At 64.0% G+C, this 26,127-nt stretch carries 21 protein-coding genes; 14 read left to right on the top strand and 7 right to left on the bottom strand.

All coding sequences use genetic code 11. The features are described from left to right. Nucleotides 1–171: 171 nt before the first annotated feature. The 3 genes from ACZIRK_RS41595 to ACZIRK_RS41605 are packed head-to-tail and all read right to left on the bottom strand — an operon-like array spanning nucleotide 172 to nucleotide 3,313. Complete coding sequence (locus ACZIRK_RS41595) at nucleotides 172–1,083, bottom strand: NAD(P)-dependent oxidoreductase (protein ID WP_474419516.1); 912 nt, start codon at nucleotides 1,081–1,083, stop codon at nucleotides 172–174. Between the two features lie 30 nt (nucleotides 1,084–1,113). Beyond that, nucleotides 1,114–2,364, bottom strand: coding sequence for a Zn-dependent hydrolase (locus ACZIRK_RS41600; RefSeq protein WP_456641044.1), 1,251 nt, complete (start codon nucleotides 2,362–2,364; stop codon nucleotides 1,114–1,116). A 31-nt stretch (nucleotides 2,365–2,395) separates the two neighbouring features. Then, nucleotides 2,396–3,313, bottom strand: coding sequence for a LysR family transcriptional regulator (locus tag ACZIRK_RS41605; protein ID WP_474419517.1), 918 nt, complete (start codon nucleotides 3,311–3,313; stop codon nucleotides 2,396–2,398). A 119-nt stretch (nucleotides 3,314–3,432) separates the two neighbouring features. Here ACZIRK_RS41605 and ACZIRK_RS41610 point away from each other — a divergent pair, with 119 nt between their 5' ends. The 6 genes from ACZIRK_RS41610 (at nucleotide 3,433) to ACZIRK_RS41635 (ending at nucleotide 9,045) form a co-directional block, all read left to right on the top strand. Beyond that, the gene (locus ACZIRK_RS41610; RefSeq protein ID WP_474419518.1) at nucleotides 3,433–4,251 is read left to right on the top strand and encodes a putative hydro-lyase; all 819 of its coding nucleotides are present in this window, start codon (nucleotides 3,433–3,435) and stop codon (nucleotides 4,249–4,251) included. A 90-nt stretch (nucleotides 4,252–4,341) separates the two neighbouring features. Next, nucleotides 4,342–5,586 (top strand): ABC transporter substrate-binding protein, encoded by a 1,245-nt coding sequence (locus ACZIRK_RS41615; protein ID WP_456641041.1) that lies wholly within the window; start codon nucleotides 4,342–4,344, stop codon nucleotides 5,584–5,586. A 172-nt stretch (nucleotides 5,587–5,758) separates the two neighbouring features. Beyond that, nucleotides 5,759–6,637 (top strand): branched-chain amino acid ABC transporter permease, encoded by an 879-nt coding sequence (locus tag ACZIRK_RS41620; protein ID WP_028164962.1) that lies wholly within the window; start codon nucleotides 5,759–5,761, stop codon nucleotides 6,635–6,637. Then, nucleotides 6,637–7,629, top strand: a complete 993-nt coding sequence (locus ACZIRK_RS41625; RefSeq protein ID WP_474419519.1) for a branched-chain amino acid ABC transporter permease — start codon at nucleotides 6,637–6,639, stop codon at nucleotides 7,627–7,629. The genes ACZIRK_RS41620 and ACZIRK_RS41625 overlap by 1 nt, the downstream gene beginning before the upstream one ends. Then, complete coding sequence (locus ACZIRK_RS41630) at nucleotides 7,626–8,357, top strand: ABC transporter ATP-binding protein (protein ID WP_474419520.1); 732 nt, start codon at nucleotides 7,626–7,628, stop codon at nucleotides 8,355–8,357. Before ACZIRK_RS41625 ends, ACZIRK_RS41630 begins: the two co-directional genes overlap by 4 nt. Next, on the top strand, nucleotides 8,341–9,045 hold the full coding sequence (locus tag ACZIRK_RS41635; protein ID WP_130226579.1) for an ABC transporter ATP-binding protein: 705 nt from the start codon (nucleotides 8,341–8,343) through the stop codon (nucleotides 9,043–9,045). The genes ACZIRK_RS41630 and ACZIRK_RS41635 overlap by 17 nt, the downstream gene beginning before the upstream one ends. Before the next feature lie 207 nt (nucleotides 9,046–9,252). Here ACZIRK_RS41635 and otnC read toward each other — a convergent pair whose 3' ends face one another. Further along, nucleotides 9,253–9,909 (bottom strand): 3-oxo-tetronate 4-phosphate decarboxylase, encoded by a 657-nt coding sequence (gene otnC, locus ACZIRK_RS41640; RefSeq protein ID WP_474419521.1) that lies wholly within the window; start codon nucleotides 9,907–9,909, stop codon nucleotides 9,253–9,255. Nucleotides 9,910–9,983: 74 nt separating this feature from the next. On the opposite strand from otnC, the gene ltnD reads away from it, so the two are divergent. From ltnD to ACZIRK_RS41670, 6 genes are all read left to right on the top strand, one after another. Next, nucleotides 9,984–10,925, top strand: coding sequence for an L-threonate dehydrogenase (gene ltnD, locus ACZIRK_RS41645; RefSeq protein ID WP_474419530.1), 942 nt, complete (start codon nucleotides 9,984–9,986; stop codon nucleotides 10,923–10,925). Nucleotides 10,926–10,937: 12 nt separating this feature from the next. Continuing rightward, nucleotides 10,938–11,720 carry a 2-oxo-tetronate isomerase gene (gene otnI, locus ACZIRK_RS41650; RefSeq protein ID WP_456641038.1) on the top strand — a complete coding sequence of 261 codons (783 nt, stop codon included), beginning with the start codon at nucleotides 10,938–10,940 and terminating at the stop codon, nucleotides 11,718–11,720. Continuing rightward, the gene (gene otnK, locus ACZIRK_RS41655; RefSeq protein ID WP_130226576.1) at nucleotides 11,717–12,994 is read left to right on the top strand and encodes a 3-oxo-tetronate kinase; all 1,278 of its coding nucleotides are present in this window, start codon (nucleotides 11,717–11,719) and stop codon (nucleotides 12,992–12,994) included. The genes otnI and otnK overlap by 4 nt, the downstream gene beginning before the upstream one ends. Nucleotides 12,995–13,183: 189 nt before the next feature. Then, the gene (locus tag ACZIRK_RS41660) at nucleotides 13,184–14,875 is read left to right on the top strand and encodes a methyl-accepting chemotaxis protein (RefSeq protein WP_474419522.1); all 1,692 of its coding nucleotides are present in this window, start codon (nucleotides 13,184–13,186) and stop codon (nucleotides 14,873–14,875) included. A gap of 203 nt (nucleotides 14,876–15,078) precedes the next feature. Beyond that, nucleotides 15,079–18,258 carry an efflux RND transporter permease subunit gene (locus ACZIRK_RS41665; RefSeq protein WP_474419523.1) on the top strand — a complete coding sequence of 1,060 codons (3,180 nt, stop codon included), beginning with the start codon at nucleotides 15,079–15,081 and terminating at the stop codon, nucleotides 18,256–18,258. Then, nucleotides 18,248–19,444 (top strand): efflux RND transporter periplasmic adaptor subunit, encoded by a 1,197-nt coding sequence (locus ACZIRK_RS41670; protein WP_474419524.1) that lies wholly within the window; start codon nucleotides 18,248–18,250, stop codon nucleotides 19,442–19,444. The genes ACZIRK_RS41665 and ACZIRK_RS41670 overlap by 11 nt, the downstream gene beginning before the upstream one ends. Nucleotides 19,445–19,561: 117 nt before the next feature. On the opposite strand, the gene ACZIRK_RS41675 is transcribed toward ACZIRK_RS41670, so the two are convergent. Beyond that, nucleotides 19,562–21,073 (bottom strand): acetyl-CoA acetyltransferase, encoded by a 1,512-nt coding sequence (locus ACZIRK_RS41675; protein WP_474419525.1) that lies wholly within the window; start codon nucleotides 21,071–21,073, stop codon nucleotides 19,562–19,564. 143 nt (nucleotides 21,074–21,216) lie between these two features. Then, on the bottom strand, nucleotides 21,217–22,350 hold the full coding sequence (locus ACZIRK_RS41680) for a nitronate monooxygenase (RefSeq protein ID WP_474419526.1): 1,134 nt from the start codon (nucleotides 22,348–22,350) through the stop codon (nucleotides 21,217–21,219). A gap of 238 nt (nucleotides 22,351–22,588) precedes the next feature. On the opposite strand from ACZIRK_RS41680, the gene ACZIRK_RS41685 reads away from it, so the two are divergent. Beyond that, nucleotides 22,589–24,247, top strand: a complete 1,659-nt coding sequence (locus ACZIRK_RS41685) for a flavin-containing monooxygenase (RefSeq protein WP_474419527.1) — start codon at nucleotides 22,589–22,591, stop codon at nucleotides 24,245–24,247. 193 nt (nucleotides 24,248–24,440) lie between these two features. Then, a complete protein-coding gene (yghU, locus tag ACZIRK_RS41690; protein ID WP_474419528.1) occupies nucleotides 24,441–25,316 on the top strand; it encodes a glutathione-dependent disulfide-bond oxidoreductase in 876 nt (291 codons plus the stop codon). Here the strand turns inward: yghU and ACZIRK_RS41695 are convergent. Beyond that, entirely contained in the window at nucleotides 25,313–25,927 is a 615-nt protein-coding gene (locus ACZIRK_RS41695) for a flavin reductase family protein (RefSeq protein ID WP_474419529.1), read from the bottom strand. The two genes, yghU and ACZIRK_RS41695, sit on opposite strands and share 4 nt — an antisense overlap. Nucleotides 25,928–26,127 lie beyond the last annotated feature (200 nt).

Consider the following 26,127-nt stretch of genomic DNA (forward strand, 5'->3'; position numbering starts at 1 on the left):
CATCAGGTGGCGGTCTTGCACCGACCCCGTACAGAAGCGAGACCCCGGCGAGCGGATGACGCAAAAAGGGATTGACTGAGCAAGGCCCGTTACAGAAGGGTGGGCAAAGCGCAGCGTGCCCACCGTCACCTGCACCGCTCGCAATGGTGGGCACGCTTCGCTTTGCCCACCCTACGACGTCACGATCCGTCGGCAATGCTCCCAGGCGGCATGCAGCAGGTTCTCGCTGGCTTCCGGCGTGCGGAAGGCGGAATGCGCCGAGAGCGTGACGTTTGGCAGTTTCGTCAGCGGATGATCCGCAGGCAGCGGCTCGACGGTGAAGACGTCGAGCCCGGCGTGGCGGATATGGCCTGAGTTCAGCGCATCGATCATCGCGGCTTCGTCGGCGATGGCGGCCCGGGCGGTGTTGACGAAGATGACGCCCGGCTTCATCGCGGCGATGCGCTCCCGGGTGATGAAGCCTCTTGTGTCGTCGTTGAGCAGAAGATGCAGCGAGACGATATGGCTCTGCGCCAGCAGCGTGTCGAGATCGACGAAGTCGACGCCCGGATGACTCTTCGGCGAGCGGTTCCAGGCGATCACGCGCATTCCCGAGCCCACCGCGATGCGCGCGACTTCAGCCGCGATGCCGCCGAATCCGATCAGGCCGAGCGTCTTGCCGGTGAGCTGCATGCCGTCTTCGCGCAGCCACTTGCCGGCGCGCATCTCGCGGTCCATCTGGGCCAGCACGCGGGCGGAGGCCCACATCAGCGCGATCGCGGACTCCGCCACGGCGGTGTCGCCATAGCCCTTGATCAGATGCACGGAGATGCCGAGTTCGGCGAGCTCCTCCGGATTCATGTAGCTGCGCGCGCCGGTGCCGAGGAACACGACGTGCTTAAGCCCGCCGCACTGCTTTGCGATGTCGGTCGGCAGCGCCGTGTGGTCGATGATGGCGATCTCGGCGCCGTCGAGCACTTTTGGCAGCTGGTCGGACGTGACGTCGGGATTGCGGTGGATGCGCACCTTGGGATCGCCGGGTTTCTCCAGGCGCTCGAAGATCACGGCAAGCGACTCATTGGCGTCGACAAAAACCCCGCGCACGGCACATCTCCATCTTGCTTGGTGGACCGGTCAGGACGCGACGCCGGCGAGTGCCAGCACCGTATGCATCAGGACGTTGGCGCCGGCGGCGCAATCGGTCTGTGTTGCGTCCTCGAGCTCGTTGTGGCTGATGCCGTCCTTGCAGGGTACGAACACCATTGCCGCAGGGATCACCGTGTTGAGGTTGCAGGCGTCGTGGCCGGCGCCCGAGGTGATGCGTCGGTGCGAATAGCCGAGTTGCTTGGCGGCGTTCTCGACGGCATCGACCAGCTTGGGATCAAAATGCGTCGGCGGCTTGCGCCAGACCAGGTCGAGCGTAACCTCGACCTTGCGGCGGGCGGCGATCTCGGCGATCGCAGCGCGCAGGTCCTTGTCCAGCGCGTCCATGATGGCGGCATCGGCGCTGCGGCAATCGACGGTGAAGGCGATCTCGCCCGGAATGACGTTGCGCGAGGGCTTCGCGATCACGGCCTCGCCGATTGTGCCGACCGCGTTCGGCCCGTGCTTTTTCGCGATGCTCTCCATCGCCAGCACGATCTCCGACAAGGTCGCCAGCGCATCGCGCCGCAGCGGCATCGGTGTCGAGCCGGCATGGCTCTCGAAGCCCGTGATCTTGCCGTCGTACCATAAGACGCCCTGGCCGGAATCGACCACGCCGATGGTCTTGTTCTCGGCTTCCAGGATCGGGCCCTGCTCGATATGCAATTCGACGAAGCCGGAGAATTTTTGCGTGCCGACCGCCGTCGTGCCGCGATAGCCGATGCCGTCGAGCGCTTCGGCAACCGTGACGCCCTCGGCATCCCTGCGCGACAGGATGTCATCAGTGGTGAAATCGCCGACATAGGCGGCGGAGGCCATCATCGCCGGCGCGAAGCGCGAGCCTTCTTCGTTGGTCCAGTTGCAGATGCAGATCGGCATCTCGGTCTCGATGCCGGCATCATTGAGTGTGCGCACGACTTCGAGCGCGGCGAGCGTGCCGAGCACGCCGTCATATTTGCCGCCGGTCGGCTGGGTGTCGAGATGCGAGCCGAGCCCGATCGGCGGTTTCGACATGTCGCGGCCCTTGCGCAGGCCGAACATCGAGCCGAGCGCGTCAACATGAACCTCCAGCCCTGCGTCCTCGCACGCCTTGCGGAACCAGTCGCGCACCTGCTTGTCCTCGGCGCTCAAGGTCAGCCGCCGCACACCGCCTTTCGGCGTCCCGCCGAATTTCGCAGTTTCATGAATCGTGCCCCAGAGGCGGGCGGAATCGATCTGCAGGTTGGATGCGGCTCGGCTCATGCACTCGTTCCATTCGTGTTCTGTCATTTGTTCAATGACGCGCCCGCAGCGCCTCGTCAACCGACGGGCTCGCTTGCGCGATCTGGCGCGCGAGGTCGGCGACGCGCTCGATTGCGGCGATGTCGGGGGAGGTGAGCCAGTTTGCGTTGAAGGTGAGCGGCGCCATCTTGATGTCGGTATCGAGCAGTTGCAGCCGTCCGTCGGCGAGTTCGTTCTCGACGATGGCTGACGGGATCACGGCGATGCCGAGCCCTTCGATCGCCATGTGGATCACCGTTGCCAGCGAGGCGCTGGCGTGCAGCCGGATCGGCGGCAGGTCTGGCCGTTCGAACACCGCGCGCACGCTTTCGTAAGGCACTGTCTTGCGGGGAAAGGTGATGATCGGAAAGCGCGCCAGCTCATGCCGCGCCACCGGGCCATTGCCGAGGCCGAGCGCCGGGCTCGCCAGAAATCCGATCGGATAATCGCAAAGCACGCGGCTCTGCACGCCCGACGCCGACAGCGGCCCCACCACGAAGGCCAGCTCGATCTCTTGCGCGAGCAGCCGCGCGCTCAAATTAGGTGTGATGTCCACCTCGATTTCCAGCGACAGGTTCGGATAGACCTCGTTGACGCTCTTGACGAGGCGCGTCAGCCAGGTGTGCACGATGGTCTCGGCGACGCCGAGCCGGAGCACGCCGCGCATCGCGGAGCGGTCGCCGATCTCGGCCATCATCTCCGAGCGCAGCCCGATCAGCTTCTCCGCATAGACCATCATCTGCCGGCCGCTCGGCGTCGGCGAGGCCACCCGATGGTCGCGGTTGAGCAGTTTCACGCCCAACTCGCGTTCGAGCTGGGCGATGCGTTGGGAGATCGCCGGCTGGGTCGTGTTGAGGCGCTGCGCCGCGCCACGGAAGCTTCCAAGCTTGACCACCCAGAGGAACGTTTCGATCGACCTGAAATCAAGCATTGGAGGCTTTTTCCCGTTCGATAAATTAGATTTATCGAATTCGATTAGAAAGGAAGATTAGACTTTATAGCACGCTTGGTGTTGGCTGCGCTTGTCGAGATATTAGGCAGGTCGGTCAAATGACTGTTTTTGCGGCAGCGCAGCAAGCCCGTGACGACGATCCCGTGCTTCCGAGCCGAGAGGCCCGGCTAGCGTACCGTAAGGGCATGGCTTCGAGCACCGCCGGCGTGGCGAACGGCTTTGTCCAGGGCAACCTTGCCATCCTGCCGGAAAAGCTCGCCGGGGCCTTCCACCGCTTCTGCCAGCTCAACCCGAAGCCGTGCCCGATCATCGGCATGTCTGATGTCGGTGACCCCCGAATTGCCGCGCTTGGCCTCGACCTCGACATCCGCACCGACGTGCCGCGCTATCGCATCTGGCGCGACGGCGAGGTGGTGGAGGAGCCGACCGATGTCATGCAGCATTGGCGCGACGATCTCGTCGCCTTTGTGCTCGGCTGCTCGTTCTCGTTCGAAGAAGCGCTGATGGACGAGGGCCTGCCGATCCGTCACATCGAGCGCAACGTGCGGGTGCCGATGTACCGCACCAATATCGCCTGCCGATCGTCGGGCCCGTTCGCGGGGCCGATGGTGGTGTCGATGCGTCCCTTCAAGCCGGCCGATGCGATCCGCGCGGTGCAGGTCACCTCGCGTTTTCCCTCGGTGCACGGCGCGCCGGTGCATCTCGGCCATCCGCATCTGATTGGCATCAGCGACATCGCCAAGCCCGACTATGGTGATCCGGTTCCGGTCGAAGCCGATGAGATCCCGGTATTCTGGGCGTGCGGCGTGACACCGCAGGCGGTGATCGCGAACGCCAAGCTACCATTCGCGATCACTCATGCGCCGGGATTGATGCTGATCACCGATCTCAGGAACAAACAATTGGCGGTGCTCTAAAGGGCAGCGCCTGCCGTTTCTTGAGGCTTTACCGCAACCGCCTTCCGTTTCATTCGATAGCTACGCTTCAATTAAGGGGAATTTCCGCAAATGACGATCACTCGCCGCAATGTGTTGCTTGGAGCCACCGCTGCTGCCGCGCTCGCGCCGATCGCTGCGCGCGCGCAAACCAGCGAGGTGGTGATCGGCGTGATCTATCCGCTGTCCGGCGCAAGCGCCCAGATCGGCGTCGATGCGCAAAAGGCATTCGAGACCGCGGCCGACATCATCAACAAGAACTATGATTTCGAGCTGCCGCTCGCCAAGGGCGAGGGCCTGTCCGGTCTCGGCGGCGCCAAGGTCCGCCTCGTCTTCGCCGATCACCAGGCCGATCCGCAGAAGGGCCGGGCCGAGGCCGAGCGCCTGATCACGCAGGAGAAGGTCTGCGCCATCGTCGGCACCTACCAGAGCGCGGTTGCCGTCACCGTCAGCCAGATCTGCGAGCGCTACCAGATCCCCTTCATCTCGGCCGACAATTCCTCGCCGAGCCTGCATCGCCGCGGGCTGAAATTCTATTTCCGCGCAGCACCCCATGACGAGATGTTCTCGACTGCGATGTTCGACTTCTTCGATGCGATGAAGAAGAAGGGCACCAAGATCGACACGCTGTCGCTGTTCCACGAGGATACGATCTTCGGCACCGACTCCGGCAACGCCCAGACCAAGCTCGCACGTGAGCGCGGCTACAAGATCGTTGCCGATATCAAGTACCGCGCCAATTCGCCGTCGCTGTCGGCCGAAGTGCAGCAACTCAAGGCTGGTAATGCCGACGTGCTGATGCCCTCGAGCTACACCACCGACGGCATCCTGCTGGTGAAGACCATGGGCGAACTCGGCTACAAGCCGCCCGCGATCGTGGCGCAGGACGCCGGCTTCTCCGAGAAGGCGCTGTATGATGCGGTCGGCGACAAGCTCGAAGGCGTGATCTCGCGCGGCAGCTTCTCGCTCGATCTCGCCGCCAAGCGGCCGATGGTCGGCAAGATCAACGCGATGTATAAGGAGCGGTCGGGCAAGGACTTCAACGACTATTCGTCGCGCCAGTTCATGGGCCTGATCGTGATGGCCGATGCCATCAACCGCGCCAAGTCCACCGATGGCGAGAAGATCCGCGAGGCGCTGGTCGCGACCGACATGCCGGGCGAGGCGACCATCATGCCCTGGAAGCGCGTGAAGTTTGACGACATGGGCCAGAACAACGACGCCGATCCGGTGCTGCTGCAATATATCGGCGGCAAGTTCGTCACGATCTTCCCGCCGCAGGCGGCAGTGGCCGAAGCCGTCTGGCCGATGAAGTGAGCGGCGCGGGTAGGGGAAGAACCATCGTGACCCTGGACTCGATGATAACTGCGCGTTCCGTCATTGCGAGCGAAGCGAAGCAATCCATGTCGCCACGAGCTGAGAGAATGGATTGCTTCGTCGCTTCGCTCCTCGCAATGACGGATGGCGATGCTGGTGCGGAGCTGCAGCAGTGACAGCCGAGACCATTATCCAGAGTCTGGCGAGCGGCCTCCTGATGGGGCTGCTCTATGGACTGATCGCCGTCGGGCTGGCGCTGATCTTCGGCCTGATGGACGTCGTGAACTTCGCCCATGGCGAGTTCCTGATGATCGCGATGTACGCGACATTCTTCCTGTTCGCGTTCTTCGCCATCGACCCGCTGTTGTCGGCGCCGCTGGTGGCGGCGGCTCTGTTCGTGTTCGGGGCGATCGTCTATCTCTTGATCGTGCGCTTTGCCGTGCGCGCCAAGGCCAATGCCGGCATGGTGCAGATCTTCTCCACCTTCGGCCTTGCCATCGTGATGCGCGGACTGGCGCAGTTCTTCTTCACGCCGGACTATCGCAGCGTCACCAATTCCTGGCTCGGCGGGAAAACCATCTCGGTTGGCGGCATCTTCCTGCCGGAGCCGCAACTCGTCGGCGCGCTGCTGTCGATCGCGGCCTTCGCGGGACTCTACTTCTTCATCCACCGCACCGATTTCGGCCGCGCGCTGGAGGCAACGCGTGAGGATGCCGGTGCGGTGGCGCTGGTCGGCATCGACAAGAACCGGGTATTCGCGCTCGGCTGGGGGCTCGGCGCGGCGCTGGTTGGTCTTGCCGGCGCGATCATGGCGATCTTCTTCTATGTCTATCCCGATGTCGGCGCGTCCTTCGCGCTGATCGCCTACGTCACCGTGGCGCTCGGCGGCTTCGGCAGCGTGTTCGGTGCGTTCGCCGGCGGCATCATCGTCGGCCTGGTCGAGGCGACCACCGCGCTGATCCTGCCGCCCTCGCTGAAATCGGTCGGCATCTACGCGGTCTATCTGCTCGTCGTTTTCGTCCGCCCGCGCGGCCTGTTCGGGTCGATGTGATGGACAAGGATTTTACCAGGCGACGCCGCCGCGAGTTGATCGTCGCCTTTTGTCTTGCGGCTGTTGCCGCGCTGGTGCCGCTGTTCGTGAAGGACGTCTACGTCCAGAACGTCATGGTGCTGACGCTGATGTATGCGGCGCTCTCGCAGAGCTGGAACATCCTGTCTGGCTATTGCGGGCAGATTTCGCTCGGCCACGCGCTTTATTTCGGGCTCGGCGCCTACACCACAGCACTGCTGTTCACCAAGTTCGGCGTGCTGCCCTGGTTCGGCATGCTGGTCGGCGGCGTGATCTCGGCGCTGATCGCGATGGCGCTCGGCTATCCCTGCTTCCGCCTGCGCGGGCACTATTTCGTCATCGCCACCATCGTGATTGCCGAGATCGGGTTGCTCTTGATCCAGAACTGGGAGTGGGCGGGAGCGGCGCTCGGCATCGATATCCCGGTGCGTGGCGATAGCTGGCTGAAATTCCAGTTCACGCGCAGCAAGCTGCCTTATTTCTATTTCGCGCTGGCGCTCGCCTGCGTCGCCTGGTTCGTCACCTGGTGGCTGGAGGACTCCAAATGGGGCTATTGGTGGCGCGCGGTGAAGGATAATCCGGATGCCGCCGAAAGCCTTGGCGTCGTCGTGTTCAATTCCAAGATGGGGGCGGCGGCGGTCTCTGCGTTCCTGGTCGCGGTCGGCGGCAGCTTCTACGCGCAGTTCGTCTCCTATATCGATCCTGAGAGCGTGATGGGCTTCCAGTTCTCGCTTCTGATGGCGCTGCCCGCGGTGCTCGGCGGCATCGGCACGCTGTGGGGGCCGGTGCTTGGCGCCGTGATCCTGATCCCGCTGACCGAACTGACCCGATCCTTCATCGGCGGTTCGGGACGCGGCGTCGACCTGATCGTCTACGGCACGCTGATCGTGCTGATCTCATTGGCGCTGCCGCGCGGGCTGGTGAGCCTGTTCGCACGGCCCAAGCTCTTTTGGCGCAAGGCGGCCGTGCGATGACCGCGCTCCTGGAAACCCGTGGCGTCTGGCAGCGGTTCGGCGGCCTCGTCGCCAACAGCGACGTCTCGATCTCGGTCGGCCGCGGCGAGATCGTCGGGCTGATCGGCCCGAACGGCGCCGGCAAGTCGACCCTGTTCAACCTGATCGCCGGCGTGCTGCCGCCCACTCAAGGCTCGATCTGGTTCGATGGTGAGGATGTCACGAGATTGCCGGCAGCGGAACGCTGCCAGCGTGGCATCGGCCGCACCTTTCAGGTGGTGAAAAGCTTCGAGACCATGACTGTGATCGACAACGTCATCGTCGGCGCGCTGATCCGCAACACCGTGATGCGCGTCGCCCGCCGCAAGGCGCATGAGGTGCTGGAATTCTGCGGGCTCGGCGCGCGTGCCGACGTGCTGGCAAGCGATCTGGTGCCGTCCGAAAAGCGGCGTCTGGAAGTGGCGCGCGCGCTCGCGACCGAGCCGAAGCTGCTGCTGCTCGACGAAGTCTTGACCGGCCTGACGCCGGTGGAGGCCAAGACCGGCGTCGAGCTGGTGCGCAAGGTGCGCGACACCGGCGTCACCGTGCTGATGGTCGAGCATGTCATGGAGATCGTGATGCCGCTGGTCGACCGCGCCATCGTGCTCGACCTCGGCAAGGTGCTGGTCGAGGGCAAGCCAACCGAGGTCGTGCGCGACCCGAAGGTCATCACCGCCTATCTTGGGGATCGTCATGCTGTCGGTGCATGAAGTCACCACCGCCTATCAGGGGCTGGTTGCGATCTCCGCCGTCTCGATCGAGGTCGCCAAGGGCGAGATCGTCTGCGTCGCCGGCGCCAACGGGGCCGGCAAGTCGACGCTTCTGAAATCGATCGCCGGCGCTGAGCGCCCACGCTCCGGCACCGTCACCTTCGACGGGGCCCGGATCGACGGCAAGCCGCAGCATGTCATCACCGCCGGCGGCATCGCCTTCGTGCCGGAAAACCGCCGGCTGTTTCCGCGCCTGTCGGTGCGCGACAATCTCCGCCTCGGCAGCTATCTCTACCGCAGTGAAGCCAACCGCGACGAGCCGCTCGATCTCGTGTTCAAATTGTTCCCGCGGCTTTCGGAGCGGCTGGAGCAGCGCGCCGAGACGCTGTCCGGCGGTGAGCAGCAGATGCTCGCGATCGGCCGCGCGCTGATGACCCGCCCGCGGCTCTTGATGCTCGACGAGCCGTCGCAGGGCATCATGCCAAAGCTGGTCGACGAGATCTTCCAGGCAGTGAAGCGCATCCGCGACGCCGGCATGACCGTGTTGATCGTCGAGCAGCGCATGGCCGAATGTCTTGAGATCGCCGACCGCGCCTACATCCTGCAGACCGGCCGCGTGCTGATGCAGGGCCCGGCGGCTGAGATCAGCACCAACCCCGACGTGCGCAAGGCCTATCTGGGGCTGTGATCCGCGTCCCAGTCCTTGCGAGCGCAGCGAAGCAATCCACCTCTCCACGCGCGCGGAGAAAAATGGATTGCCTCGCTTCGCTCGCAATGACGAAACGGTAGGTTCTCCGTCATGCCCGGGCTTGTCCCGGGCATCCACGATCTTTCTTTCCGGATGCAAAGAACGTGGATGGCCGGGACACGCCCGGCCATGACGAATTCGGAGAGGCTAATGCCCATGCTCCGGCAGCTTCAGCCCGAACACCTTCGTCAAATCCGCCACCTGCTCCGGCGAGAGATAGCGCGGGTTCAGCCCGCGCAGCAGCAGATAGAGCTTGGCCGTCTCTTCCAGTTCCTCCGTCGCGAACACCGCGGCTTCCAGCGTGTCGCCTGAAACCACAGGCCCATGATTGGCGAGCAGCACCGACGAATATTTGCCCGCCAATCCCTTGATCGCGTCGGCCACCGCGGGATCGCCGGGTCGATAATAAGGCACCAGCGCGGTCTGGCCGCATTTCATCACATAATAGGCGGTGAGCGGCGGCAGCGCGGCGCGCGGGTCGATCTCGGGCAGCATCGAGAGAGCCACCGAATGGGTCGAATGCAGATGCACGACGGCACGCGCCGCGCCGCGGGTCTGGTAGAGCGCGGTGTGCAGCGGCACCTCCTTGGTCGGCGCGTCGCCCGAGACCAGCCGCCCATCGGCATCGAGCCGCGACATCCTGGCAGGATCGAGGAAACCGAGCGAGGCATTGGTCGGCGTCACCAGCCAGCCGCCATCGTCCAGCCTCACGCTGATATTGCCTGACGAGCCCGGCGTCAGCCCGCGCTCGAACAGCGAGCGGCCGAAGCGGCAGATTTCCTCACGGAGCTTTGTTTCGCTCATGGCAGCCATACCCGTTTGTCGCCTTGTCTCACGCTTTGGCACGGCGGCCAAGCCGTGATACGCAGGGGACAAGCCTGAAGAAAAATGTGAGGGACCGCCGCATGCCTGACCAGTCAAAAACCCGCGTCGCCGTGATCGGGCTCGGCTCGATGGGATCAGGCATGGCGACCTCGCTGTTGCGCGCGGGCTTAGAGGTGACCGGCTGCGACGTCTCCGCCGACAGCGTCGCGCGGTTTGTCCGGGGCGGCGGCAAGGGAGCCAAGACACCGAAGGAAGCCGCCGATAGCGCCGACATCGTGGTCAGCGTGGTCGTCAACGCCGCCCAGACCGAAACGATCCTGTTCGGCGAGAACGGCGTCGCCGAGACGCTGCCGAAAGGATCGGTGTTCGTGTCCTCCGCGACCATGGACCCTGATGTGGCGCGGCGATTGGCAGCCAAGCTCGAGGCGACGGACCGGCGTTATCTGGATGCCCCGATCTCCGGCGGTGCCCAGCGCGCAGCGCAGGGCGAACTCACCATCCTTGCTTCCGGCAGCGCGGCGGCGTTCGCAAAAGCCCGTCCCGCGCTCGATGCGATGGCGGCCAAGCTCTATGAACTCGGCGATGCGGCCGGGCAGGGCGCCGCGTTCAAGATGATCAACCAGCTCCTGGCCGGCGTGCATATCGCCGCCGCCTCGGAGGCGATGGCGTTCGCGGCCAAGCAAGGCCTCGATATCCGCAAGGTCTATGAGGTGATCACGGCCTCCGCCGGCAATTCCTGGATGTTCGAGAACCGCATGCCGCATGTGCTCGACGGCGACTACACGCCGCGCAGCGCGGTGGAGATTTTCGTCAAGGATCTGGGCATTATCCAGGACATGGCTCGGTCAGCGAAATTCCCGGTGCCGGTCTCAGCCGCAGCGCTGCAGATGTTCCTGATGACGGCCGCCGCCGGCATGGGGCGTGATGACGACGCCTCGGTGGCGCGGATGTACGCCCGCGTCACCGGCACCAAGCTGCCCGGCGAACACAATTAATAAGGACACGCGATGCCCCGCTTTGCCGCCAATCTCACCATGATGTTCAACGAGGTCGCGTTCCTCGACCGTTTCGAGGCTGCGGCGAAAGCCGGCTTTACCGCGGTGGAGTTCCTGTTTCCCTATGACCATCCGGCGAAGGAGGTCGGCGAGCGGCTGCGCGAGAACGGCCTGACGCAGGCGCTGTTCAACCTGCCGCCGGGCGATTGGGCGGCCGGAGAGAAGGGGTTCGCGGCGCTGCCGGACCGGTTTGAGGATATGAAGGCGAGCCTCGCCACCGCACTGCCTTATGCGGAGGCGACCGGCGTCAAGCGCGTGCACCTGATGGCGGGGATCGCCGACCGAAGCGATCGCAAGGCGGTCGAGGCATTTTATAAGTCCGTTACATGGGCCGCCGAGTTCTTCGCGCCGCACGGCCTCGACGTCGTGATCGAGCCGATCAATCCACGCAACGTGCCCGGCTATTTCCTCAACGATTTCGGCTTTGCACGTGATCTGATCAACGAGTTGAAGATTCTGAACCTGAAGTTGCAGTTCGACATCTATCACTGCCAGATCATCCATGGCGATGTCACCATGCGGCTGCGTGAGATGATGCCGATCATCGGCCACACCCAGATCGCCAGCATCCCCTCGCGCAACGAGCCCGATGGCGAAGAGCTGAACTATCCGTTCCTGTTCGATGAGCTCGACCGGCTCGGCTATGCCGGCTTCGTCGGCTGCGAATATAATCCGCGTGGCAAGACCGTCGATGGCCTCGGCTGGTTCAAGCCCTATGCCGGAGCAAAAGCATGACTTTGGCGCTGGGCTGTATCGCCGACGACTACACCGGCGCCTCCGATCTCGCCAACACGCTGACCCGTGCCGGCCTGCGCACGGTGCAGACGATTGGCGTGCCATCGGACGATCTCGCTTTGCCCGAGGTCGACGCTGTCGTGGTCTCGCTGAAGAGCCGCTCGATCGAGGCGAGCCAGGCGGTCACCCGCTCGCGCGCGGCGGAGAAGTGGCTGCGCGGCCGCGGCGCCTCGCATGTGCTGTTCAAGATCTGCTCGACCTTCGACTCTACCAACGCCGGCAATATCGGCCCGGTGATGGATGCGCTGCGCAAAGATTCCGGCGACAACATCGTGCTGGTCACGCCGGCATTCCCGGAAACCGGACGCACCGTATACCAGGGCAATTTGTTCGTCGGGTCGGTGCCGCTGAACGAAAGCCCGCTCAAGGATCATCCGCTCAACCCGATGCATGACTCGAACCTGGTGCGGGTGCTGGCATGCCAGAGCAGCACAAAGGTCGGACTGATCGATCTTGCTACCGTTGCGCGCGGTCCGGACGCCGTTCGCGCGCGCCTTGCAGATCTTGCCGCCGGCGGATTTGGTGCCGCCATCATCGATGCCGTGTTCGACCGCGACCTCGGCACCATCGGCACGGTGGCGCTGGACCATCGCGTTTCGGTCGGCGCTTCCGGGATCGGGCTCGGGCTTGCCCGGGCGCTGGTTGACTCCGGAAAAGTCAGGCCAGAAGCCGCAAGCGTGACGGCCGAGGCGCTGGTCGGAGGGCCAGCCGCCTGTCTCGCCGGAAGCTGTTCGCAAGCGACACTGCAGCAGATCGCCAATGCCGAGCGCAGCATGGCCGTGCTGCATCTCGACCCCGAGCGGATCGTGATCGGCAAGGATGAAGTCCATCGCGCGCTCGCCTGGGCCCGCGACCGGATCGGCGAAGGGCCGGTGCTGATCGCCAGCAGCGCCACGCCCGACGAAGTCGCAGCTCTGCAGTCCCGTTATGGCCGTGATGCAGCCGGGCATACCATCGAGCAGGCGATGGCCGACATCGCGGAAGGTCTCGTCGAACACGGCGTGCGTCGATTGGTGGTCGCCGGCGGTGAGACGTCAGGCGCCGTGGTGGATCGTTTGCGAATTCCAGGTTTTCTCGTCGGCGTGGAGATCGCCGCTGGTGTGCCGGTGCTGCGTGCGGTCGGCGCGAACAAAGGCGAGATGCTGCTTGCTCTGAAATCAGGCAATTTCGGCGGACCGCAATTTTTCTCGGACGCGCTTGCGTTGATGCGCTGATCTCATCGCTTCGTTCATTTGTTAGTGACGGTTTTCATTTACCGTAACTCTACGGAGGGACAAATTAACGCGACTTCAGAAGTTGCGCGGTTTGATCGCCAGTAAGGCATCCTTCGATTCGGCAGACCAAACCGAAGCACCTTGCATCACCTGACGTGCCCGACACGCGCAACACCAAGAGATTTTCAGATGTTCGCCAAATACTCGATCCGCGCCAAGATCATCACCGTGGTTGCGCTGCTGCTCGTCACGATGACGGGCATGGGGCTCCTCGCCGTCCGCAACATGCAGGCGATCAATGCCAATACGGTCGACATCACCACCAGCTGGCTGCCGAGCGTCCGGGTGCTCGGTGAGCTTCGCGCTGGTGTCATTACCTACCGCAACGTGATCCGTGAGCACATGCTCTCGGAAACGCTCGAGGAGAAGCTGGCCAACGAGAAGACTCTGGTCACCGTTGTCGAGGACAACATGAAGGCCCGCAAGAGCTATGAAACGATGATCACCTCCCCGGAGGAGCGGGCGCTCTATACTCAATGGTTGGACACCTGGGATCGATACAGGAAGGGCACCGAAGAGGTGATGGCGTTGTCGCGCAGGGATGTCGGCAAGATCCCGCATGACGCGCATGAGCTGAACAGCAAGACCGTGAACAAGATCGGGCTCGAGGCCGACGCGATTCTCCTCAAGGACATCGAGCTCAACAAGGCGGGTGCCGACAAGGCTGCGGAGGACGCCGCCGCCAACTACTCTTCCGCCTTCGCGATACTCGCTGTCATTCTCTTGGCCGCGGTGCTTGTTGGCGCCGCCATCAGTTTCCTGTTGATCCGCGACGTCTCGGCCGGGATCGCGTCCATCGTCAAGCCGATGCAGGCGCTCGGAAACGGGGATCTGACCGCCGAAGTCCCGCACCAGGGCGAGAAGACCGAAATCGGCACGATGGCCGATGCGCTTCAGGTGTTCAAGGAAGCGTTGATCGCCAAGAAGGCCGCCGACGAGGCTGCAGCCGCCGACGCCGAAGCAAAGATCGAGCGCGGCCGCCGGGTCGACGCCATCACCCGCAATTTCGAGACCATGATCGGCGAGATCGTCCAGACCGTCTCTTCCGCCTCGACCCAGCTCGAAGCCGCGGCCGGCACGCTCTCCTCGACTGCCACACGCTCGCAGGAATTGACCACCACGGTCGCTTCCGCCTCGGAAGAGGCGTCCACCAATGTGCAGTCGGTGGCGTCCGCGACCGAGGAGTTGTCATCGTCCGTCACCGAGATCAGCCGCCAGGTCCAGGAATCAGCACGGATGGCGGGCGACGCCGTCGGCCAGGCTCGCAGCACCAACGACCGTGTCAGCGAGCTCTCGAAGGCGGCGGCACGGATCGGCGACGTCGTCGAGCTCATCAACACGATCGCGGGCCAGACCAACCTGCTGGCGCTGAACGCGACCATCGAGGCGGCACGCGCCGGCGAGGCCGGCCGCGGCTTTGCGGTGGTCGCCTCCGAAGTGAAGGCGCTGGCCGAGCAGACCGCGAAAGCCACCGGCGAGATCGGCCAGCAAATCACCGGCATCCAGGCCGCCACCCAGGACTCGGTGAACGCGATCAAGGAAATCAGCAACACCATCGAACGGCTGTCGGAGATCTCCTCGACCATCGCCGCGGCGGTGGAGGAGCAGGGCGCGGCTACGCAGGAAATCTCCCGCAACGTCCAGCAGGCCGCCCAGGGCACCCACCAGGTCTCGGCCAACATCACCGACGTGCAGCGCGGCGCGACCGAGACCGGGTCGGCCTCATCGCAGGTGCTCTCGGCGGCAAAGGCATTGTCCGGCGACAGCAGCCGCCTCAAGGTCGAGGTCAGCAAGTTCCTGGAATCGGTGCGGGCGGCTTAATTACTTAATTAGTAGCGATAATTCCCGGCCGCGGTTCACTCCGCGGCCGGTCCGGCCCGGCAGCTATGTCGAGGATGTGAACGCGGATTGCGTCGCGCAAAGTTGGCTTTTGGCCCGTTTTTCGCTAGATCGACGCAAGTGAATTGGCCTGTAGGGGCGCCAATCCCCCGTACATTTTACGGGTTCCGGGGAATAACTCGTCAATGGTTGCACTGGTCCGTATCGCGCTGAGCCGGCCGTATACGTTTGTCGTGCTCGCGCTGCTGCTCCTCATTGTCGGACCGCTCGCCGCGCTGCGCACGCCCACCGATATCTTTCCCGACATCCGCATCCCCGTGATCGGGGTGGTCTGGCAGTACACCGGACTGCCGCCGGACCAGATGTCCGGGCGCATCACCACGCCATTTCAGCGCGCGCTGACCACCACCGTCAACGATATCGAGCATATCGTCGCCAATTCCTACAACGGCTTCGGCATCATCAAGATCTTCTTCCAGCCGAACGTCGACATCCGCACCGCCAACGCCCAGGTCACGGCGATCTCGCAGACGCTTCTGAAGCAGATGCCGCCGGGCGCAACGCCGCCTTTGATCCTGAACTACAGCGCCTCCACGGTGCCGATCATCCAGGTCGCGTTGTCAGGTGAGGGGCTGACCGAGCAGAATCTTGCCGATATCGGCATCAATCAGCTCCGCACGCCCCTCGTCACCGTGCCCGGCGCCGCGATACCGTATCCGTTCGGCGGCAAGCAGCGTCAGGTGCAGATCGACCTCAACTCCACGGCGCTGCAGGCGCGCGGCCTGTCGGGGCAGGACGTCGCCAATGCGCTCGCTGCACAAAATCTGATCACGCCGGTCGGCACGCAGAAGATCGGCCAGTTCGAATACAACATCCAGCTCAACAACTCGCCGCTGAAGATGGAGGACCTCGGCAATCTGCCGATCAAGACCGTCAACGGCGCCATGGTCTATGTGCGAGATGTCGCCACCGTCCGCGACGGCAACCCGCCGCAGACCAACATCGTCCATGTCGACGGCAACCGCTCGGTGCTGATGATGGTGCTGAAGGCGGGCGCGATCTCGACGCTCGATATCATCGCCGGCATCAAGCAGAAGGTGATCGACGTCAAGGACCAGCTTCCGGACGCGCTGAAGATCGGCTTCATCGGCGACCAGTCGGTCTTCGTCCGCGGCGCCATCACCGGCGTCGCCTTCGAAGGCGTGATTGCGGCGCTGCTCACCAGCGTGATGATCCTGCTGTTCCTCGGGAGCTGGCGGTCGACGATCATCATCGCGGTCTCGATCCCGCTGTCGGTTCTCGGCGCCATCATCATGCTGTCGGCGATCGGCGAGACGCTGAACATCATGACGCTCGGCGGATTGGCGCTCGCGGTCGGCATCCTCGTCGATGACGCCACCGTGACGATCGAGAACATCAATTACCATCTGGAGCAGGGCAAGCCGGTCGAACAGTCGATTCTCGACGGCGCCAACCAGATCGTCACGCCGGCATTCGTCTCGCTGCTCTGCATCTGCATCGTGTTCGTGCCGATGTTCTTCCTGACTGGCGTTGCGCGCTTCCTGTTCGTGCCGATGGCGGAAGCGGTGATGTTCGCGATGATCTGGTCGTTCATCCTGTCGCGCACGCTGGTGCCGACGATGGCGAAATACCTGCTGCAGCCGCATGTGCATCACGAGGGCGGGCTGCCGCCGACGCGCAATCCGTTCAAGCTGTTCCAGCGCGGCTTCGAGGCGCGGTTCGAGCGCATCCGCCGCGCCTATCGCGACATGCTGGCGATGGCGCTCGGACACCGTGCCATCTTCGTCAGCTGTTTCCTCGGCTTCGTCGCGGTGTCCATGCTGCTGGTGCCTTTCCTCGGCCGCAACTTCTTTCCGTCGGTCGACGCCGGCAACATTCTGATGCACGTCCGCACCCAGGTCGGCACCCGCGTCGAGGAAACTGCCAACCAACTCGCCGAGGTACAGAAGGCGATCCGCAAGATCATCCCGCCCGAGGAGATTGACACGCTGGCCGACAATATCGGCATGCCGATCTCCGGCATCAACATGACCTACAACAACACCGGCGTCATCGGCCCGCAGGATGGCGACATCCAGGTCAAGCTGAAGGAAGGCCACAGGCCGACCGAGCAATATGTCCAGGTGCTACGCGAGCAACTGCCGCGGATGTTCCCCGGCATCAGCTTCTCGTTCCTGCCTGCCGATATCGTCAGCCAGATCCTGAACTTCGGTGCGCCGGCGCCGATCGACCTGCAGATCCGCGGCGCCAATCTCGACGCCAATTTCGCCTATGCCAACAAATTGCTGAGCCGGATCCGCCGCATTCCCGGCATTGCCGACGCGCGCATCCAGCAATCGCCGAACAGCCCCACCTTCAACATCGATGTCGACCGCACCCGCGCGCAATATGTCGGCCTGACCGAGCGCGACGTCACCAACAGCCTCGTCGTCAATCTCGCCGGCAGCTCGCAGGTCGCGCCGACCTATTATCTCAATCCGGATAACGGCGTGTCCTATTCGATCGTGATGCAGACGCCGCAATACCAGATCGACTCGCTGAGCGCCTTGCAGACCTTGCCGATCACCGCGACCGGCAATCCGCAGTCGCCGATCCTCGGCGGCATTGCCGACATCACGCGCTCGACCTCGAGTGCGGTCGTATCCCAATACGACATCCAGTCGATGGTGCAGATCTACGCCACGACGCAGGGCCGCGACCTCGGCGCGGTCGCCACCGACGTGCGGGCGCTGATCGCCGAGACTGCAAAGGATGTCCCGAAGGGGAGCTCGGTGGTGCTGCTCGGCCAGGTGCAGACCATGAACAGCGCGTTTTCCGGCCTGTTGTTCGGTCTGCTCGGCGCCGTCGTGCTGATCTATCTCCTGATCGTCGTGAACTTCCAGTCCTGGTCCGATCCGTTCGTGATCATCACCGCACTGCCGGCAGCGCTCGCCGGCATCGTCTGGATGCTGTTCACCACCGAGACCACGCTGTCGGTGCCGGCGCTGACCGGCGCGATCATGTGCATGGGTGTTGCCACCGCCAACAGCGTGCTCGTCATCAGCTTCGCCCGCGAGCGCTACGAGCAGCTCGGCGATCCCATTGCCGCCGCGCTCGAGGCCGGTTTCGTCCGTTTCCGCCCGGTGCTGATGACGGCCCTTGCCATGATCATCGGCATGGCGCCGATGGCGCTCGGCTTGGGCGAGGGTGGCGAGCAGAACGCCCCGCTGGGCCGCGCCGTGATCGGCGGCCTGATCTTTGCAACGTTCGCCACACTCATGTTTGTTCCCGTCGTCTTTAGTATGGTACACAAGAAGCAAGGCGCCAGCGCCGCCGCCGCACCGGAGATGTCGCATGCCCACTGACCAACGCCCGCCGGTCTCGCGCTGGAAACTGGGCATTTTCGGGCTTGCGGCCGGTGTCGGCCTGGTCCTCGTCGTCATCACCGGCATCCGTGCCCGCGAGGAGCAGGGCACCAAGCTGAAGGAATGGACCGATAATCAGGCCATTCCGAGCGTCGCGGTGGCGCCGCCCAGCGCCAAGGTGCTCAACCCCACGATCGACCTGCCGGGCCGGCTGGAAGCCTATTACCGCGCCCCGATCTTCGCGCGCGTGTCCGGTTACCTGAAGAGCTGGAGCGTCGACATCGGCGCCCGCGTCAAGGCCGGGCAGGTGATCGCCGAAATCGAGGCGCCCGACCTCGACCAGCAATTGCTGCAGGCCAGGGCCGATCTTGCGAGCCAGCAGGCCAGCGCCAAACTGTCGGAAGCGACGCTGACCCGGCGGCGGTCGCTGCTTGCCTCGAACTTCGTCTCGATGCAGGAAATCGACGAGCGCACCGCCGATCTCTCCAACAAGAAGGCCGCCGTCAATTCCGGTCAGGCCAATGTCGAACGGCTGGAAGCGCTTGCCGGCTACAAGAAGATCACTGCGCCCTTTGACGGTGTCGTCACCGAGCGCAACACCGACGTCGGCGCGCTGATCAATGCCGGCGGCGGCGCGGGCCCGGCGATGTTCATCGTCTCCGACATCTCCAAGCTGCGCGTCTATGTGAACGTGCCGCAGAACTTCGTGCCGTCGATCAAGATGGGCGCCAAGGCTGTCATCACGCTGCCGGAATATCCGAACCGCACCTTTACGGCGACCGTGGAAACGTCCTCGCAGGCGGTCGATGTCAGCTCGGGAACGACGCGCATGCAACTCGCGCTGGACAATTCCGGCGGCGAATTGATGCCCGGCGGCTATGCCAATGTGAAGCTGACGTTGCAGCGCGACACCATTCCGCTGCACATCCCCGCCAGCGCGCTGATCTTCGACAGCAACGGCCTGCGCGTTGCGACCGTCGGCGCCGATGACAAGATCCTGTTCAAGAAGGTGACGATCGCCCGCGACCTCGGCAAGGAGATCGAGATCGCCTCCGGCCTCACCGGTGACGACCGCATCATCATTGCCCCGCCGGATGGCATCAACGACGGCGACCAGGTCCGCGTGGTCGGCGGCGGCGCGAAGAAGCCGACCACGGCCTCCGAAAAGCAGGACGTGAAGGGGTAGGGGAGGCGGTGCTCTCTCCTCCGTCATGGCCGGGCTCGTCCCGGCCATCCACGTTTTCGACTGCGGAAGAACGGCGTGGATGCCCGGGTCAAGCCCGGGCATGACGGTGGAGGTAGCTCACACCACCCGCCACTCCGGCACGCCGTCATCGGCCATCACGATGTCACCTGTGGTGCCGACTGGCGTGCGCTCCATGCCGAGCAGATGCGCTAACGTCGTCGCATCGCTCGCCGGCACGCGGCCGAGCGTGCGGCGGTCGTCTTCGGTGCGCAACATGACGACGCCGTGCTCGACCTCGCCATTGCCGCGATAGATCACGGTGAAGCTTTCGACCTTGCCCTTGCCGCTGGCCTCGGCGATGAACTCCGGCACCGTGCGGCGGTTGCGATCCGCTTCCGCCTGCACGCTGGTATCCTGCTTGAGCGTCGCCTTCGGTGCCTCGCGCGACAGCACCAGGCCATGATGCTTGGTGACAAAGCCGCCCTGGCCGTAGAGCAGGCCGAGCTTGGCACCATCGCGGAGCTTGCGCACCATCGCGCAGGCGGCGTGCGTCATGTAGGTGTTGAGCGGCGCACCGAAGAAGGTGAGCCCGCCGGTGACGGTCGGCTGCACGTCAGGGCCGAGGCCGAGCGTGCGTCGCGCCATCTTGGGCACGCAAGGGAAGCAGCTATAGAGCTCGATCGCGTCGAACTTGCTGCCGTCGCCCTCGACCAGGTCCATCACCGCTTTCAGCACCGCATTCTGCGCGTGGCTTTCGAAGAACTGGTCGCGCACGAGATAGTCGCGCGGTTCTTCCGCCGACGCACCGCCGAGCGGATAGACCAGCCGGTCCTCGGGAATTCCGGCCGCGCGCGCCTTGGCGAGGCTGGTGAGCAGCAGCGCGCCGCCCATGTTCACGGTCGGATTGGCCACCATCAGCTTGGTGTAGGGCCAGGCGATCAGCCGGTTCTCCGGCGTCGGCATGGTGATCTCCTCCGGCGCGAAACGCTTCTTCAGCCACGAGTTGGGGTTCGAAGCCGCGACGCTGGAATAGGTCGACCACAGCTCGCCGGACTCGGCGAGCGCCTCGCGCGGCGTCTGGCCCCAATGCGCTGAGGTCGCGGACTCATAGAGCGGATAGACCGTGATCGGCCTGAACACGCCGAGCTTCACCGCCAGCGGCTTCTGGAATGCCGCGCCGCGCTTCGGCTCCTCGACATCATGCGCAAACGGCGTCCAGGGCAGGGCGACGCCGCCGCGATCCGCCTTGGTCGCGGTCGACTGCGCCTCGGCGCCGCAGACCGCCGCCACGCTGCATTCGCCGCGCGCGATCCGCTGCGCCGCTTCATGCAGATAGCGGATCGGGCTCTCGCCCCCGACCGGGCCGTAATAGAGATGCGCCGGCTTGATGCCGAGCCGTTCGGCAAGTTGTTTTTCCGGATCGCGATAGCGCCAGCTCAGGAAATTGACGACGTCGAGCGACTGGACGTCGCGGAGCAACTTGGCCCCGCTGTCGGCTTCCGCGCGCCTCAGCGCTTCTTCAAGAAGCGCCAGCGGCTCGAGGCCTGCAGCGATGTCCTTGGGACGGTCGACGATCTCGCCGACGCCGACGATGACGGGAATGCGGTCTTCGGGGATGCTATTGGACATTTCTTCTTGTCTTCTTGGTTCACTTTCGGACATTGGGCTCGCCGGCCATTTTACCCGTCATTGCGAGCGAAGCGAAGCAATCCATCTCTGAGCTTGCGGAGGCGTGGATTGCTTCGTCGCTTGCGCTCCTCGCAATGACGCCGCTATTCCGCCACCAGCGCATTCATGTGTTCGACCGCCTCGATGAAATCTTCCTTGAATTCCTGTACCACGGCGCCTGCCGATTTCACGCTGTCGATCAGGCCGACGCCCTGACCGACGAAATAGCTGACGAGGTCGCGCGCCTTCTCGTTGCCGGCCGCCGCGGAGCGGTCGATCGAGTTGAAGGCGTCGCGGCTGATGATGCTCTGCAGCGGCATCGGCAGCGCGCCGGGGCTGTCGGGTGAGCGGTCCCATGCGTCGGTCCACACCGAGCGGAGCTGCCGCGCCGGCTTGCCGGTGCGTCCCTTCGAACGCACTGCGTCGCGCGAGGAGGCCGCGATCATCTTCTCACGGAAGATTTCCGTGGTCTCGGATTCCACGGTCGCGAGCCACACCGAGCCGGTCCAGACGCCCGCTGCGCCCATGGCCATCGCAGCCGCCATCTGGCGTCCCGTCATGATACCGCCCGCCGCCAATACTGGCACGTCGCGGATCGGCTTGATCGCCTTGATGACCTCAGGCACCAACACCATGGTCGAGACTTCGCCGCAGTGGCCACCGGCCTCGGTGCCCTGCACGACGAGGATGTCGACACCGGCCGCGACCTGGCGCAGCGCGTGCTCCTTGGCGCCGACGAGGGCCGCGACCGGCACGCCGTGCTTGCGGCCCATGTCGATCATCTCCTTCGGCGGCACGCCCAGCGCGTTCGCGATCAGCTTGATCGGATGTTTGAAGGAGACGTCCAGCACTTCGAGCGCGCGCTGTGCGTCGAACGGCTGCGGCTGGTTGTCGGCGACATCAGTCGTCGTCAGCTCGACGCCGTATTTCTTCAGCAGGCTACGGGTGAAGTCGCGATGCTCGGGCGAGATCCGCTGCTCCAGGCTCTTCCAGGTGACGTTCTTCTCGCCCGCGGTCGAGATGTTCTCGGGGATCAGCACGTCGAGCCCATAGGGCTTGCCGTCGACGTGATCGTCGATCCATTTCAGTTCCTGCTCGATGCTCTCAGGCGAATGCACGGTCGCGCCCAGCACGCCAAATCCGCCGGCGCGGCTGACCGCTGCCACCACGTCGCGGCAATGGCTGAAGGCGAGCAGGGGGAATTCTATACCCAGCATGTCGCAGATCGGCGATTTCATGGATGCGTTCTCTCTCCCGATGGCAGCTTCAGGCTGCTTTTCTATTTTGATAACGATCAGGCTAGCGCATGGCGGAGAGGAAAGCCAACCGGCTTTCGCCGACTTGCGTGCAGCTGCTACGCATTCCGTAAGGCAAAATATGCAGCTCCCTTCTACTCGCGCTTTGTCCCTTGCGCTTTGGCGCGTCGCGGGGAATGCTGGCCGGCAACGAAAAGAATCTTCAAGGGAGCCCGCGTCCATGTCCGCCTCGCCATCCGCTTCCGCAACTCCTGCCGCACATTACGACGTCGTCGTGGTCGGCGCCGGCTTCTCCGGCATGTACATGCTGCACCGGTTGCGCGGTCTCGGCTTTACCGCGCGAGTCTACGAGCAGGGCAGCGGCGTCGGCGGCACCTGGTACTGGAACCGCTATCCCGGCGCGCGCTGCGACGTCGAGAGCATGCAGTATTCCTATTCATTCAGCGAGGAACTGCAGCAGGAATGGGACTGGAGCGAGCGCTACGCGCCGCAGCCGGAGATTCTGCAATACGCCAACCATGTCGCCGACCGCTTCGATCTGCGTTCAGACATCCAGTTCGACACCCGCATCGATGCGGCCGCATTCGACGAGACCAGCAAGCTCTGGTCGGTGACCACCTCCGACGGCAAGACCGTCACTGCCAAATTCGTGGTGCTTGCCACCGGCTGCCTGTCGAATGCGCGCAAGCCCGACATCAAGGGCCTCGATCGGTTCAAGGGCCAAGTCTATCACACCGGCCATTGGCCGCATGAGCCGGTGGATTTCACCGGCCTGCGCGTCGGCGTGATCGGCACCGGCTCATCCGGGATTCAGTCGATACCTGTCATCGCCGAGCAGGCGAGCCATCTCACCGTTTTCCAGCGCACCGCGAATTTCTCGATTCCCGCGCGCAATGCCAAGCTGAGCGACGAGGAGCGCGCATGGTTTCGCACCAACTATCCGGAAATCCGGCGCATCGAGCGGGAAGTGGCGCGCAACGGCATCTATACCGACCTGCCTGATCGCGGCGCACTCGATGATGGCGACAACGAGCGCCGTGCCAGATACGAGGCGCGCTGGCAGCGTGGCGGCCTCACCTTCATGTCGGCCTACAACAATCTCGCGCTGGAGCAGGCCGCGAACGATACCGCCGCGAACTTCGTGCGCGAGAAGATCGCCGAGATCGTCAAGGATCCCGAGACCGCCAAATTGCTGCAGCCCAACAGCCACCCGATCGGCTCCAAGCGCATCTGCGTCGATACCGACTATTTCGCGACCTTCAACCGGCCCAACGTGACGCTGGTCGACATCAAGAGCAGTCCGATCGAGGAGATCACGGAAAATGCCGTGCGCACCACGGCAAGCGAATATGAACTCGATGCGCTGGTGCTGGCGACCGGCTTCGACGCGATGACCGGGTCGGTAGCAAAGATCGACATTCGCGGCCGCGACGGGCTGACGCTGAACCGGAAATGGGCCGAGGGACCGCGCACCTATCTCGGCCTGATGAGCGCCGGTTTTCCGAACCTCTTCATCATCACCGGGCCCGGCAGTCCTTCCGTGCTGTCGAACATGATCGTTTCGATTGAGCAGCACGTCGACTGGATCAGCGATTGCCTCGACTACATGCGAGAGCGTGAACTCGACACGATGGAGGCGACAAGGGAGGCCGAGGACGAATGGGTGGCGCATGTCAACGAGGTTGCCTACACCACGCTCTATCCGCAGGCCAATTCCTGGTACATGGGCGCCAACATTCCCGGCAAGCCGCGGATCTTCATGCCCTATATCGGCGGTGTCGGGCCTTATCGGCAGATCTGCAACGAGGTCGCGGCGAAGGGCTATAACGGCTTTGCGATGACGGGCGCAGCGCGCCAGCAGCGGGCGGCCGCGTTCTGAGCTTTATCAACCGTGATGCCCGGGCCTGTCTCGAGTATCCAAGCACTTCCTTCGACGCAAGACGTGGATGGCCCGGGACAAGCCCGGCCATGACGGAAGTGAAGAGGCACCGGCTATACGAAATCCCGCCCTTGCCAATCCTGTGCTCGACGCTAGTTAACACTGGCGCGGCTTCCGCGCTGGAGCTTGATCAATGACCGATGCACCCGCCTATGAGCCGCCGAAAGTCTGGACCTGGAACAAGGAAAATGGCGGCCGTTTCGCCAGCGTCAACCGCCCGATCGCCGGGCCCACGCATGAGAAGGAACTTCCCGTCGGGAAGCATCCGTTGCAACTTTATTCTCTGGCGACGCCAAACGGCCAGAAGGTCACGATCATGCTGGAGGAGCTGCTCGCGCTCGGCCATTCCGGCGCCGAATATGACGCCTGGCTGATCAGGATCGACGGCGAGCAGTTCGGCAGCGGGTTCGTTGCGGTCAATCCGAATTCCAAGATCCCGGCGCTGATGGACCGCAGCGGGCCGGAGCCGATCCGCGTGTTCGAGTCCGGCTCGATCTTGGTCTACCTCGCCGAAAAATTCGGCGCCTTGCTGCCGACTGGCGGCCAGGCTCGCGCCGAGTGCCTGTCATGGCTGTTCTGGCAGATGGGCAGCGCGCCTTATCTCGGCGGCGGCTTCGGCCACTTCTATGCCTATGCGCCGACCAAGATCGAATATGCCATCGACCGTTTCGCGATGGAGGTGAAACGTCAACTCGACGTGCTGGATCGTCGTCTGGCGGACAACGAATATCTGTCCGGCCGCGACTACACGATCGCCGACATCGCGGTCTGGCCGTGGTACGGCGGGTTCGTCAAGGGCCTGCTCTATGGCGGCGGCGAATTCCTGTCCGTGCACGAATACAAGAACGTGCTGCGCTGGACCGATCAGATCGCAAAGCGCCCGGCCGTGAAGCGAGGCCGCATCGTCAACCGCATCTCGGGCGATCCCGCGAGCCAATTGCACGAGCGCCACGACGCCAGCGACTTCGAGACCAAGACGCAGGACAAGATCGGAGAGGCGGCGAGCTAGCTTTTCGCGCCCTCGGCTGCCGGAAACACCACCCGGTCGTCGGTGCGGCAATAGCGGTCGGCGAACATGCGGCCGACGGGGTGGTAGCGGTCCATGTGCACACGCATGGCCTCGCGGTCCCACAGCTCGTCGCGGATGTAGAAGTGGATGCCTTCACCCATGATCAGCCGGCGGTCGCCGTTGACGTCGATGATCTTCCAGGTCTTGCATTCCATTGCCCACGGCGCATCCGCAAGGCGCGGCACTGCCACGCTGGTCGATGGCGCAAGCTTGAGCCCGAGATAGTCGGGCTCGCCCACATCTGGCGGAAAGTCGCCGCTGGTCTCATGCATCGCGTGCGCCAGCGGCTCGTCGGTCATATTGACCACGAATTCCCCGGTGCGCTCGATGTTGACAAGCGTATCCTTCACCCGCCCGTCGGGCCGCAGATTGACTGCGAACATGCAGAGCGGCGGGTCCTCGCAGAACACGTTGAAGAAGCTGTACGGCGCGGCATTGACGACGCCGGTTGGACCGACGCTGGTCACCCAGGCGATCGGTCGCGGCAGCACGAAGGATGCCAGCACCTTGTAGCGTTCGCGCGGCTTCAGATCGCTGGCAGCGTATTCCATGGTGGCTCCTGTAGGGTGGGCAAAGCGAAGCGTGCCCACCATTCTGGCTCAGCTCGTGAAGGTGGGCACGCTTCGCTTTCCCCACCCTTCTGTAACGGGCCTTGCTCAGTCAATCCCTTTTTGCGTCATCCGCTCGCCGGGGTCTCGCTTCTGTACGGGGTCGGTGCAAGACCGCCACCTGATGGGGTTGGAGAGGATCG

It is taken from the genome of Bradyrhizobium sp. Leo114, assembly GCF_055229415.2.